Annotated in this window: 10 protein-coding genes; 7 read left to right on the top strand and 3 right to left on the bottom strand. The window is 71.0% G+C overall.

Annotated features, from left to right (window positions below; genetic code table 11):
- Positions 1-66: 66 nt before the first annotated feature.
- Both CW359_RS26485 and CW359_RS26490 read right to left on the bottom strand, forming a co-directional pair.
- Positions 67-918 (bottom strand): anti-sigma factor, encoded by an 852-nt coding sequence (locus CW359_RS26485; protein WP_105972646.1) that lies wholly within the window; start codon positions 916-918, stop codon positions 67-69.
- Entirely contained in the window at positions 915-1,457 is a 543-nt protein-coding gene (locus CW359_RS26490) for a sigma-70 family RNA polymerase sigma factor (protein WP_105972647.1), read from the bottom strand. The genes CW359_RS26485 and CW359_RS26490 overlap by 4 nt, the downstream gene beginning before the upstream one ends.
- A 295-nt stretch (positions 1,458-1,752) precedes the next feature.
- On the opposite strand from CW359_RS26490, the gene CW359_RS26495 reads away from it, so the two are divergent.
- The 4 genes from CW359_RS26495 (at position 1,753) to CW359_RS26510 (ending at position 8,828) form a co-directional block, all read left to right on the top strand.
- Positions 1,753-3,291: a DUF4331 domain-containing protein gene (locus tag CW359_RS26495; RefSeq protein WP_105972648.1), complete on the top strand. Its 1,539-nt coding sequence runs from the start codon at positions 1,753-1,755 to the stop codon at positions 3,289-3,291.
- 128 nt (positions 3,292-3,419) lie between these two features.
- Positions 3,420-5,303: a tetratricopeptide repeat protein gene (locus CW359_RS26500; protein WP_105972649.1), complete on the top strand. Its 1,884-nt coding sequence runs from the start codon at positions 3,420-3,422 to the stop codon at positions 5,301-5,303.
- Positions 5,303-7,075 carry an urease accessory protein UreH domain-containing protein gene (locus CW359_RS26505; RefSeq protein WP_105972650.1) on the top strand — a complete coding sequence of 591 codons (1,773 nt, stop codon included), beginning with the start codon at positions 5,303-5,305 and terminating at the stop codon, positions 7,073-7,075. Before CW359_RS26500 ends, CW359_RS26505 begins: the two co-directional genes overlap by 1 nt.
- 106 nt (positions 7,076-7,181) lie before the next feature.
- Positions 7,182-8,828, top strand: coding sequence for a serine/threonine-protein kinase (locus CW359_RS26510; protein WP_198655396.1), 1,647 nt, complete (start codon positions 7,182-7,184; stop codon positions 8,826-8,828).
- A 19-nt stretch (positions 8,829-8,847) separates the two neighbouring features.
- On the opposite strand, the gene CW359_RS26515 is transcribed toward CW359_RS26510, so the two are convergent.
- Complete coding sequence (locus CW359_RS26515) at positions 8,848-9,654, bottom strand: SGNH/GDSL hydrolase family protein (protein ID WP_105972651.1); 807 nt, start codon at positions 9,652-9,654, stop codon at positions 8,848-8,850.
- 311 nt (positions 9,655-9,965) lie between these two features.
- On the opposite strand from CW359_RS26515, the gene CW359_RS26520 reads away from it, so the two are divergent.
- The 3 genes from CW359_RS26520 (at position 9,966) to CW359_RS26530 (ending at position 12,975) form a co-directional block, all read left to right on the top strand.
- Positions 9,966-11,177 (top strand): S8 family peptidase, encoded by a 1,212-nt coding sequence (locus tag CW359_RS26520; protein WP_105972652.1) that lies wholly within the window; start codon positions 9,966-9,968, stop codon positions 11,175-11,177.
- Positions 11,178-11,459: 282 nt separating this feature from the next.
- Entirely contained in the window at positions 11,460-11,834 is a 375-nt protein-coding gene (locus CW359_RS26525; protein WP_232838603.1) for a hypothetical protein, read from the top strand.
- A 37-nt stretch (positions 11,835-11,871) separates the two neighbouring features.
- Positions 11,872-12,975, top strand: a complete 1,104-nt coding sequence (locus CW359_RS26530; RefSeq protein WP_105972654.1) for a GNAT family N-acetyltransferase — start codon at positions 11,872-11,874, stop codon at positions 12,973-12,975.
- Positions 12,976-12,992 lie beyond the last annotated feature (17 nt).

The following is a 12,992-nucleotide window of genomic DNA, read 5'->3' on the forward strand; positions in this document are numbered from 1 at the left end:
TCGCTCCCTCGGGGCATGCGTGTATCGCAGTCACAGGATTCACCTTCCCCACAAGGGTGTTGACGATTACTCTCCGAATCCAACCGATTCCAGGGCGAGTTGGACAACTGGTGCACTGGTGGGCTGTTCTGAGCCCCCATCGGGTTCAACGGTCACAGCGAGTGATGTGGCCGACTTGTCGAGACCGGCCACGACCAAGGGCGTGTCGCTCTTGAAGAGTCCCAGGGAGCGCGGTTGCACATCAGGGCGCATGAGCCACAGTTGGCGCACGCGGTCGCTCGGCAGCTCCTCGTATCCACTGAGGGTCACCACCGCGCGCCCCTCGGACGCGGAGGCGATGGCGGTGATTCCCTGGCCGCGCGCGTCCCGGTCGGCGGTCGCCAGGGCGTCGGGGGCGGCCAGGACGTCGGCAATCTCACGTGCCTGGGCCTGCGCGGTGTCCAACTTGTCCTGGGTCTGCGTGTTCTGCACGGCGAACAACGCGGCGACGACGAGGGCCGCCGCGGCCGTGACGGTGGCGAACGGGGCGAACATGGGGCGCATGCGGGGCGCACGGCGGACCGGCGGTGGCGGCTCGGTGCCCCACACGTGCGCCGGCAGCTGATGGCTCTTGCGGCGGGGCGCCTCGGCGGCGCGGCCGGGGGCGTACGCCGGGGACTGCCCGAGGGACTCCTGCGGGGTCGCGCGTACGGCGGACAGGACCCGGTCGCGCATCGCGAACGGCGGCGGCGCGGCCGTGGACCAGGCCAGCCGGACCGTGTCCTCGGAGAGCAGACGCACCTCGGTGGCACAGGAGTCGCAGCCCGCGAGGTGCTTCTCGAAGCGGCGCCGCTCGTCCGGCTCCAGGGCGTCGAGGGCGTAGGGGGCGGCGAGCGAGTGGAGATCCTCGCGGCGGAACAGTCTGCCGAGCACGCTCATGCGACACCTCCCAGGCATTCGCGCAGCCGGGTCAGTCCGTCGCGCATCCTCGTCTTCACCGTGCCCAGCGGCAGCGAGAGCCGCTCCGCCACCTCACGGTACGTATAGCCCTCGTAGTAGGCGAGGGTCACGGACTGGCGCTGGAGGGTGGTCAGCCGGTCCAGGCAGCGGCGTACCCATTCGCGTTCGAGGCCGGCCTCGACCTCCTCGGCCACGTGGTCGAAGGCGGGGCGGTGGGACCGCTGGGCCTCGCGCTGCTCGCGCTCCCCGGCCGCGCGGGCGCTGCGCACCCGGTCGACGGCGCGGCGGTGCGCGAGCGTGAGTATCCAGGACAGGGCGCTGCCCTTCCTGGGGTCGAACCGGGGGGCGGACCGCCAGAGTTCGAGCAGTACCTCCTGGGACACCTCCTCCGACTGCGCCGGGTCCCGCACCACGCGCCTGACCAAACCGAACACCGGTCCGGACACGATCCCGTACAGCTCTTCGAAAGCCTTCTGGTCGCCCCCGGCCACGAGTACCAGAAGCTCGTCCGCTCCCACCCGCGTCCCCTCTCTACGGCCGCACACGGCCCCTCCCCGCTCCAACACGCTTGTCCTCACCGTCACCTTAGGCATTCGTAGCGAGCGCGCCTCCGGATGGGTACGGATCACGAGGCCCCGAAACGCGGGTCGTTCGGCGACGAGGATCCGCCAAAGATCCGTCAAACCTGCGCCAAACGTCCTTTAAACGTCGTCGAGAAATCCTTCAAGAAAGTTTTCAGGTTTGACCAATCCGCATCCGGGAGGGCTCCGAATCCCCGTCGTCAGGCAAGTTGACACGGTGAGGACGGACGGCATGACGACAACCATCTCCAAGGGTGGCGCGCGACGCAGGAGCATCGCGACCCTCATTTGTGGTGCGCTGGCCGCCGGTGGGCTCGCAGCCGCCGGCGTCACCGCGCTCATACCGGGGGCGGCCTCCGCCTCCAGTCACCGGGAGGCTCCGCTCATCTCGGGGACGCCTCAGTACGACAACACGGACGTGTACGCGTTCGTCAGCCCGGACAAGCCCGACACGACGACGATCGTCGCCAACTGGATCCCCTTCGAGGAGCCCGCCGGCGGGCCGAACTTCTACCAGTTCGCCGAGGACGCCCAGTACGACATCCACATCGACAACAACGGCGACGCCCAGGGCGAACTACTCTTCCGCTACACCTTCAAGACGCACGTGAAGAACAAGAAGACGTTCCTGTACAACACCGGCGCGGTGGAGAGCCTGGACGACAAGGACCTCAACATCACGCAGACGTACGACATCGAGCTGATCAAGCTCAAGAACCAGTACGTCCAGTCGAAGACGAAGATCGCCGACGACGTGCCGGTCGCTCCGTCCAACGTCGGCAAGGCGTCGATGCCGGACTACAAGAAGCTGCGCGACCAGGCCATCCACAAGCTGACGAACGGTTCGACGACGTTCGCCGGCCAGGCCGACGACCCGTTCTTCCTGGACCTGCGCGTCTTCGACCTGCTGTACGGCGGGAACCTCTCCGAGGTCGGCAACGACACGCTCAAGGGCTACAACGTCAACTCGATCGCGCTCCAGGTGCCGACGCACATGATCGTGGAGTCGTCGAAGCAGCCGATCGTCGGCATCTGGTCGACGACGCAGCGCGAGAACGCCAAGGGTGAGTACAAGCAGGTCTCGCGACTGGGCATGCCGCTGGTCAACGAGGTCGTCAACCCCATCAAGGACAAGGACAAGTTCAACGCGTCCTCGCCGTGGGACGACGCGCAGTTCCTGAAGAACGTGACCAACCCCGAGCTGCCGAAGCTCATCGAGGCGATCTACAAGATCCCGGCTCCCAAGGAGCCGCGCAACGACCTCGTGGACGTCTTCCTCAAGGGTGTCGAGGGCCTCAACCAGCCGCCGCACGTGACGCCGGCCGAGGAACTGCGCCTCAACACCTCGATCGCCCCGGCCAAGAGCCCCAAGCGGCTCGGTGTCCTCGACGGTGACAACGCGGGCTTCCCGAACGGCCGCCGCCTGACGGACGACGTCATCGACGTCTCGCTCCAGGTCGTCGAGGGTGAACTGCTCGGCGCGAAGAACGACTTGGGCGACGCGGTCGACAAGAACGACAAGAAGTTCGAGAACTACTTCCCGTACGTCGCTCTCCCGACCGAGGGTTCGCGCGGTCCGCTCGCCAAGGGCACGACCGGTACGAACGACGTCCGCAGCCAGCTCGGTGACGCGCTGCAGCCCGCCGGTACCTCCGGTGGCACCGACACCATGCTGATCGCCGGTTCGGCGGCGGCCGGTGCGGCCGGCTTCCTCCTCATCACCGCCGGTGTCGTCTGGTGGCGCCGGAACATGGGCAACCGGGCGTACTGACCGCTCGGTTCCCACCCCCTTACTGGCGCGGCCCGCTCGTATCCATCCCCCACGGCGCGGGCCGCGCCGCCCCCGCACCACAGCGGTTGATCCGCCGATCAACCGCCTGAACGACCTGAGGAGAGGGCATGCCCCCGCGTACGAACGACAGCGCACCGGCCCCCGGCGGCCCGGGCGGCACGGACGCAGCCGCACCGGGCAGTGCCCCGTCGGCCGACGCTCCCACGGGGGACGCCGAGCAGAACTCCACAGACCTTTCCGCGTCCGGCGCGGTGCAGAAGCCCCCGGCGGGCGATACGGCTCCTGCCGGGCCGGACGCCGAACGCCCGCGCGCGCTCCGATCCGTGCCGGACCCCGAGGAGCACAGCTCCGAGCAGGACGAGTCCGAGCAGGGCTCCGAGGACCTCTCCGCAGCCGGCGCAGAGCAGCAGACCCCGGCGGCCGAAGTCGCGCCGGAGATCCGCGAGTTGCCGGAGGCCGAAGTCGCGTCCAGCACCGGTGAAACGCCCGTCGCTCCCGAGTCCACACCCGAGGGCGTGGGCAGCGAGACGGCCGGGCACGCGCCGAGCGGCTCCGCCGACCAGGCGGCCCCCGACCCCGAGACCGACCCCGAGACCGTCTCCTCCCCCACCGACGAACGTGTCGCCGCCGTCCGGCGGGTCGGCGAGGCGTCCCGGCGCTGGCGGGCTCTGCAACTCGGGGCCTGTGCAGCCGCGTTGGCGGTGGCGTTCACCGCCGGGGCCGTCGTGCTCGGGGCCGTTCGGGACGGGGGCGCCACCGCCGCCGTCTCGTCCGCGCCGGCCGCGATGTCGCCCGCGCTGCTCGCCAGCGGGGACCTCGAAGCGAGCATCACCTCTCTTCAGGCCCATCTCCGCAGCCAGCCAAAGGACTTCGGCAGCTGGGCCACGCTCGGGCTCGCCTATGTCGAGCAGGCCCGCACCAAGGGCGACCCCTCCCGGTACCCGCAGGCGCAGGAGGCCCTGGCACGCTCGCTCGAACTGCGGCCCGACAACGACTCCGCCCTCGCCGGGCGCGCCGCCCTCGCCGCCGCCCGCCATGACTTTCCCGGTGCGCTGAAGTACGCGGACCAGGCCCTCGCGCAGAACCCCTACAGCGAGCGCGCGCTGTCCAGCCGTATCGACGCCCTGGTCGAACTCGGGCGCTACGCCGAGGCGTCGAAGGCCGCCGACGTGGCCGACGACCGGCGGCCCGGGGTGCCGGTCTTCACGCGGTACGCGTACGTGCGCGAGCTGCGCGGCGACGTGACCACCGCGCGGAACGTGCTGGAGCGGGCGCTCGGCTCCGCCACCTCGCGCGGGGACATCGCCTACGTCGCCACCGCGCTCGGCCAACTCGCCTGGAACCAGGGCGAGTACGAGTCCGCCCTGGAGTACTACGCCCGCGCCCTCGCCGCCGACGACAACTACCTGCCCGCCCTCGAAGGCCGCTCCCGCGCCCAGTACGCGAGCGGCGACCTGGCCGGTGCCGTCAAGGGCATGGAGGAACTCGTCTCCCGCTATCCGCTGCCCGGCCCGCTCGTCGAACTCGGTGAGCTGTACGAAGTCCGGGGCGGCGACGGCGACTTGGCGAAGGCCCGCGACCAGTACGCCCTCGTCAACGCCTGGACGGCGATCGCCCGCGCCAACGGCGTCAACGCCGACCTGGACACCGCGCTCGCCGCCGCCGACCACGGCGACAGGAAGTCGGCGCTGCGCGCGGCTCGCGCCGAGTGGGACCGCCGGGAGACCGTGCACACCGCCGACGCCCTCGCGTGGGCCCTGCACGTCAACGGCAAGGACGAGGAGGCCCTGCCGTACGCCCGCCGCGCCACCGCGACCGGCTACCGCAACGCCTCCTTCCTCTACCACCGCGGCATGATCGAGCAGGCCACGGGCAACGCGAAGGAAGCCCGCGCCTCGCTCTCCGCCGCCCTCGAACTCAACCCCGGTTTCTCCCCGTTGGGCGCCCGGAAGGCGCGTACGGCTCTCAAGTCCCTGGAGGCGGCGAAGTGATGCCCCGTCGTGTGGCCGCCGCAGGCGCCGCCGTGTTCGCGGGCGCCTGTGCGCTCGTGGTCGTTCCCGCAGGCGCCGCGAGCGCGCATCCCCTCGGCAACTTCACCGTCAACCGGTACGACGGTCTCGTCGTCGCCCCGGGACAGCTGCGGGTCGCCCATGTCGAGGACCTCGCCGAGATCCCGGCGACCCAGGCCAAGCCCGACATCGAGAAGCAGGGCCTGACCGACTGGGCCGGGCAGCGGTGTGCGACCGCCGCGCAGGGCAGCAAGGTCACCGTCGCCGGGCGCGCGGTCACCCTCACCGTCGGCAGCGCCAAGGCGAGCGTGCGGCCCGGTCAGGCCGGCCTCGACACCCTGCGCGTCGAGTGCGCGCTCACCGCCGAACTCCCCGGGGTCACCGAGGGGGACACCGTCGGCCTCGGCTTCCACAGCGCGGGCACCGAGTCCGGGCCCGGTTGGCGGGAGATCACCGCGCGCGGCGACCGGATGACGCTCGCCGAGTCCGACGTACCGGAGAAGTCGATCTCCGGTGAACTGACCAGCTATCCGCAGGAGTTGCTCTCCTCCCCGGCCGACACCGCGACCGCCGCCCTCCAGGTGAGCCCGGGCGGCCCGGCCCTCTCCGAGAGCGCGAGCGGCGAGGGCGACGCCCCGGCCTCCTCCGTGCTGCCGCGCGGCGCCGACCGCTGGACGCGGGCGCTGGACAACCTCGTCTCCCGGCACGACCTGACGTTCGGTTTCGCCGCGCTGGCCCTGGTCATCGCGGTCTTCCTCGGCGCGATGCACGCCCTCGCCCCGGGCCACGGCAAGACCCTGATGGCGGCCACGGCAGCCGCCCGGGGCGGCAAGGCCCGCCTGCGCGACGTCATGCCGCTGGCAGCGTCGGTGACGGTCACCCACACCCTCGGCGTGGTCGCCCTGGGCCTGCTGGTGACGGCCGGTTCGGCGGCGGCGCCCTCGGTGATCGCCTGGCTGGGCGTGGCGAGCGGCCTGCTGGTGACGGGCGCGGGCCTGACCCTCGTACGCCGCGCCTGGCGCCACCGCGCCCACGAGCGCATGCACCACGAGCCGCACCCGCACCCCCATCCGCACGGCCACGACCACGACCACGACCACGGTCATGACCACGACCACAGTCACGATCACGACCATGCGCACGATCACGACCACGAGCACCCCCACAGCCACACCCACGTCGCCGACAAGGCTCCGCAGCGCGAACTGGTCCTCGCCCACGCGGCCCACACGGACACGGACACCGCTCCCGTACGCGCCCACGCCCACACGCACGCCCCCACCGCCGCGCACGAGCACGAGCACGATCACGACCACTCGCACGATCACGATCACTCCCACGACCGCAAGCACAAGCACACCACCCTCGAACACACCCACGGCGGCTTCACCCACACGCACGAGGTGGCGCCGACCGTGCGGGGCACGATCCTGCTCGGGTTCGCCGGTGGGCTGGTGCCGAGTCCGTCCGCCGTGGTCGTCCTCGTGGGGGCCGCCGCGCTGGGCAAGGCCTGGTTCGGGTTCATGCTCGTGCTGGCGTACGGCGTCGGGCTCGCGCTCACCCTCACGGGTGCCGGGTTCCTCGTCGTGAAGCTCGGCAGCGGGGCGAACCGGCTGCTGGACCGGCGGCCGGGGCTGGCCGGTGGCCCGGTGGTCGCGCTGCTGCGGCGTACCGCGCCGCTGGCGTCCGCGTTCCTCGTGGTGGCGCTCGGGGCCGGATTGGTGCTCAAGGGGGCGGCAGCGGCGATCGGCTGAGCTACTTTTGGGAAGAAATCAGGCGGTGTGCGGAAAACCGGCGTGCGGTATAGACGTCCGGTGAGACGGAATCCAGTGAACGCGCGGCTGCGATGGGGGTGCTCCCGTGTCCGAAGAACCGGGCAGTGAACGTGTGATCGCGGGCCGCTACCGGCTGCTCTCGCCGCTCGGCGAGGGCGGTATGGGCACGGTGTGGCTGGCCCGGGACGAGGTGCTGCACCGCGAGGTCGCCGTCAAGGAGGTGCGCGCCCCCCACGGGCTGCCGACCTCCGAGGTCGAACGGATGTACGCCAGGCTGGAGCGCGAGGCCTGGGCAGCCGCCCGGGTCTCGAACCGGAACGTCGTGACGGTGTACGACGTGGCCAGCGAAGAGGGCCGGCCCTGGATCGTCATGGAGGTGGTCCGGGGCATCTCGCTCGCGGACCAGTTGGACGCCGAGGGTCCGCTGTCGCCGCAGCGGGCCGCGCACATCGGCGCCGAGGTGCTCGCGGCGCTGCGGGCGGCGCACGAGGCCGGGGTGCTGCACCGGGACGTGAAACCGGCCAACGTGCTGCTGTCCAACGACGGCCGGGTCGTGCTCACCGACTTCGGGATCGCGACCGTCGAGGGCAGTTCGGCCCTCACCATGACCGGCGAGGTCATCGGCTCACCCGAATTCCTGGCGCCCGAGCGGGCGTTGGGGCGCACGCCGGGTCCCGAGTCGGACCTGTGGTCGCTGGGCGTGCTGCTGTACGCGGCGGTGGAGGGCAACTCCCCCTTCCGTCAGGACACCCCGCTGAGCACCCTGCGGGCCATCGTGGACGAGGAGTTGCCGCCGCCGCTGCGGGCGGGGCCGCTGACGCCGGTGATCGAGGGGCTGCTGCGCAAGGACCCGGCCCAGCGCATCGCCGCCGAGCAGGCCGAGCACGATCTGCGGATCGTCGGCGCCGGGGGCACCCTGCGTACGGACGCCGTCCAGCCTCCCCCGTACACACCGACGATCGCGGGCTTCCCGCAGTCGCCCGCGACGCCTCCGCAGCCGACTCCCGTGCCCACGGCGGCGACCCGGCCGGTGCCGTCCCCGTCGGACACGTACGCCACCGGCCGCCCGGCCGGACCGGACCGCAACCGGCGCGCGGGGATCGTCCTGGTGGCGGGCCTCGTCGCGGTCGCGCTGGCGCTGGCCGGACTGACGTACGCCCTGCTGAACGGCAACGGCGGCGGGAACGACGACAGCGCGGGGGCCGGGAGCAGCACGCAGCAGAGCAACGGCGCTACGGACGCCGGGAGTTCACCGAAGAACAGTCCCAGTGACCCGGGGGACGAGGAGACGAGCGAGACCCCGAGCGGCGACGACGGCGGTACGACGTCCAAGCCCGCGCAGACCGTCGAGGTCAAGGTCGTCGGGTCGGGCACCGAGTACTCGGGGGCCTGTCCGCCGCCCGATTCCGAGGCGCCCGGGTTCACCGCGACCTTCACGGTGGGCAATGTGCCCGCGCAGGTGTCCTACCGGTGGGTCACGGAGACCGGCGAGGCGCCCGAACAGGGCTGGCGGACGCTGTCGTTCGGGGCGGGCGGCGGGAAGACCAAGCAGAACAAGGTCTTCGTGACGACGTACGACGAGAGCGGGACGATCGAGAACGCGATCGGGGTGGAGGTCCGCGACCCGGTGAGCGTGAAGTCCAACACCGTGCCGTTCTCGGTGACTTGTGAGACCGAGACGGAGACGGAGACCCCGACGGACGGGGCCTCCACTCCCACCGCTTCGCCCTGAGTGGACAGCGGCCGTTCGGTCAGGCGGCGCCGGTGAACACCGGCAGATAACCGCCCGACTGGCCGGCGGCCGTCGGGTGGTAGGACTCGCCGACGTTGAGCAGGTTGAGGCTGTGCAGCCAGGAGCTGCCGGAGCAGAGCTCGTGGCCAGTGAAGGGCTTCCTGACGTCACCGAAGGTGAAGCCGTGGTCGGCGGCCCGCTTGGCGAGCGCGTTGTTGAGGTGGTCGGAGGCTCCGTTGATGGCGGCCCGCTTGGTCTCGGAGAGGCCGAGGCAGGTCTGGCCGAGCTTGTAGAAGCGGGGGTAGCCCAGGACGACGACGTGGGCGGCGGGCGCCCGCGAGGTGATCGCGTCGTAGACCTTGTCGAGCTGGCCGGGGAGGGTCGAGTCGACGTACGCCTTGGCGGTGTTGATGCGGGAGACGCACGCGCTGTCGGACTGGAGCACACAGGTCGTCATGACGTCGGCGAAGCCCGCGTCGTTGCCGCCGACGCTGATCGAGACGAGGCCGGTGGCGGAGCCGAGCGGGGTCAGCTGACTCGCCAGAACATCACCCGTTCGGGCGCCCGAGCAGGCCGTGAAGTTGAAGCTGGAGGGTGAGTGGGCGGCGGCCCAGAGGTACGGGTACGCCTTCGTGCTGCGCTTGCAGTCGCCGCTTGAGCCGATGTAGCTGCCGGAGCCGACGCCCGAGGAATAGGAGTCTCCGAGGGCCACATAGCCGGTGGGGGCGGCGAGTTGGGACGCCTGCGCCGACGTGGCCCCGGTGAGGGCGGTGCCGGTGGCGAGGAGGAGCGAGGTCACGTATGCCGTAATTCGGGAACGTCTCATGGAACCTCCCTTTAGCAGGATCTCTGCCACAACGTTCGTACCAACTACGCGTGTTGAACGGAAGTGTCCATGCCAAGACTTTCCGGCCCCCAACGGGTCGGATCACCTCCGTTCACGTTTCGTCGAATTGCGTGCTCATGACATGCGTGTGACAAGGTGTCCAGCCTCTTGAGCAACTCCCGCGCATGACCGAGTCTTTACCTCAGCCCGGGCGGAACGCGACGCTCCGGGCCGTGCCCGCACGTGCGGGCACCCCCCACAGACGCGCCCGTATCCAGGCGTGTGCTGCCTAAGAGGAGGACTCCCTCGTAATGGCACAACTGCGCAGCAAGAAGATCCGTACCGCCGCGACCACCGTCGTGGCAGCCGCCGCTCTCGTCGGCGGATTCACCGCCCTTCCCGCCCAGGCCGCCCCGGCACCCGCCGAGGGCAAGGTGCTGGCCGCCGGCTCCCCCACAGCCGTCAAGGACAGCTACATCGTCACGCTCAAGAAGACGGCGGGCCTCAAGGCCGCGTCGAGCGCCGGCAAGAGTCTGATCAGCGAGTACGGCGGCACGGTGAAGAAGACGTTCAGCACCGCGCTGAACGGCTACACGGCGACCCTGTCCGCGGTCGAGGCCCGCAGACTCGCCGCCGACCCCGCGGTCGCCTCCGTCGAGCAGAACCAGACGGTGCACGTCGACGCAACGCAGACCAGCGCCCCCTGGGGCCTGGACCGCATCGACCAGGCCGCCCTGCCGCTGTCCGGCACGTACACCTACCCGGACACGGCGGGCGCGGGCGTCACGGCGTACGTCATCGACACCGGCGTCCGCATCACGCACTCCCAGATCAGCGGTCGGGCCACCAACGGCTACGACGCGGTGGACGGTGACAACGTCGCGCAGGACGGCAACGGCCACGGCACGCACGTCGCCACGACCATCGCGGGCTCGACCTACGGTGTCGCCAAGGCGGCGAAGATCGTGGCGGTCCGGGTGCTCAACAACGCCGGTTCCGGCACCACGGCCGGTGTCGTCGCGGGCATCGACTGGGTGACCGCGAACCACAGCGGCCCCTCCGTCGCCAACATGTCGCTCGGCGGCGGCGCGTCCACCGCGCTCGACACGGCCGTGGCCAACTCCATAGCCAGCGGAGTCACCTACGCGATCGCGGCGGGCAACAACAACGCCAACGCCTCGTCGTACTCCCCCGCGCGGGTCGCGGCGGCCATCACGGTCGGCGCCACCACCAGCACGGACGCCCGCGCGAGCTACTCGAACTACGGCTCGGTCCTGGACATCTTCGCCCCGGGTTCCTCGATCACGGCGGGCTGGTACACCAGCGACACCGCGACGAACACGATCTCCGGTACGTCGATGGCCACCCCGCACGTCGCGGGTGCGGCTGCCGTCTACCTCGCGAGCCACACCTCGGCCACCCCGGCCCAGGTCGCCACGGCCCTCACCGGCGGTGCCACCACCGGTGTGGTCACCAGCCCGGGCACCGGTTCCCCGAACCGCCTCCTGCGGCTCGTCCCGTAACACCCGTCCCGCACAGGTGAATCGCCCGATCTGAACGACAGTTCCCCGGAGGCAGCCGGCGCCTCCGGGGAACTTGTCCGTCACCCCCTTCGTTCCCCTCCGGGGAACATCGCGCACGCCTGCGGGCAACGCGTCGTACGGGTTCCGCATCTTGACTCGCCCGACGCCCTGCGCGACATTGAAGCCCGGCATCCGGCGCGTCGGGGGGCAAAGTCGCCAATGCAGACCATACGTATCAAGCCACCTCCATCCGACAGTGGACCGGGGGACGGTGAACCGCCTGTGCGAGGGCCGGGCAAGGACCTGTTCCCGCTGCTCGCGGGCGTGGCTGCGGCCGTCGCGGCCGTCGGCGCGGGCCTCGCGCTGACCGGGACCGCCTCACCGCTGCGCGGACCGTTCACGCTGTTCTTCCTCCTCGCCGCACCGGCGGTCGCCGTGGGCGCGGCGCTGCGCGAACTGGAGCCGTTCGGCCGCGTGGTGACCTCCGTGGCGGCGGCGGTCGCCCTCGATCTCCTGATCGCCCAGGGCATGCTGGCGACCCATCAGTGGTCGGTCCGCGGCGGGGTCGTGGCCGTGACCGTGATCAGCTCGCTCATCCTCCTGCTGGTTCTGGTACGGCGGCGGCGCGGCCGTACGGCGAGAAGACGGACCTCCTGACGTGGCTGGTGACGTGGCTCGAAACCTGACTTCCGACGTGACCCTGACCGTGTACCGCCCCGGCGAACTGACCGCCGCGGACCGGGCCGCCTGGACGGCGCTGCAGGCCAAGGCCCATCTGCACGGCTCGCCCGAACTGGCGAACCCCTTCCTGTCCCCGGAGTTCGCCCTCGCGGTCGGCCGCTGCAGACGCGGCGTACGCATCGCGGTGCTCCGGGAGGGCGGGGAGCCGGCCGCCTTCTTCCCGTTCCAGAGATCCGCCGCCGGGGTCGGCCGGGCGATCGGGCTCGGCGTCTCCGACTGCCAGGGGCTGGTGCACCGCCCCGGATTCACCTGGGACGCGCGGGAGTTGCTGCGGGCCTGCGGCCTGTCGGTGTGGGAGTTCGACCACCTGGTGGAGGGCCAGGGGCCGTTCGAGGCCGAGGCCTCCGGCACCTTCCCGTCCCCGGTGATGGACGTCGACCAGGGCTACGAGGCCTATCTCGCCCAACTCCGGGCGCGCTCGCCCAAGTTCACCCGGACGACGCTCGCCAAGGAGCGCAGGCTCGGCCGGGACGCCGGCGAGGTGCGCTACGTGCACGACGAGCGGGACCCCGAGGCGCTGCGCGTGCTGATGGCGTGGAAGTCCGCCCAGTACCGCAGGACGGGCCGCAGCGACCGGTTCGCGCACCCCTGGATCACCGGCCTGGTCCAGCAGCTCTTCCACACCCGCTCCGACCCGTTCGCGGGCATCCTCTCGGTGCTGTACGCCGGCGGGAAGCCGGTCGCCGCCCACTTCGGACTGCGTACGGAACGCGTACTGGCCTGCTGGTTCCCGGCGTACGACCCGGCGTTCTCGAAGTACTCGCCGGGTCTCGTCCTGCATCTGCGGATGGCCGAGGCGGCTGCCGCCGACGGGATCGCCTATCTGGATCTGGGCCGGGGGCAGAAGGAGTACAAGGACTCCCTGAAGACCCGTGAACTCATGGTGTCCGAGGGGTGGGTGACGCGACGTCACCCGGTGGCGGTCGGACACCGGGCGCGGCGCGCTCCGGTCCGGGCGCTGCGCAACGTGGTGCTGTCCCGGCCGGAGCTGTTCGAGCCGGCCGACAGGGCGCTGAAGCGGATGGGTCAGCTCCGTTCGCGAAATCGATCAAAGTAGCTGTCGAACGATCAAAG

The sequence above is a fragment of the Streptomyces geranii genome (assembly GCF_002954775.1).
Taxonomy (GTDB): Bacteria; Actinomycetota; Actinomycetes; order Streptomycetales; family Streptomycetaceae; genus Streptomyces; species Streptomyces geranii.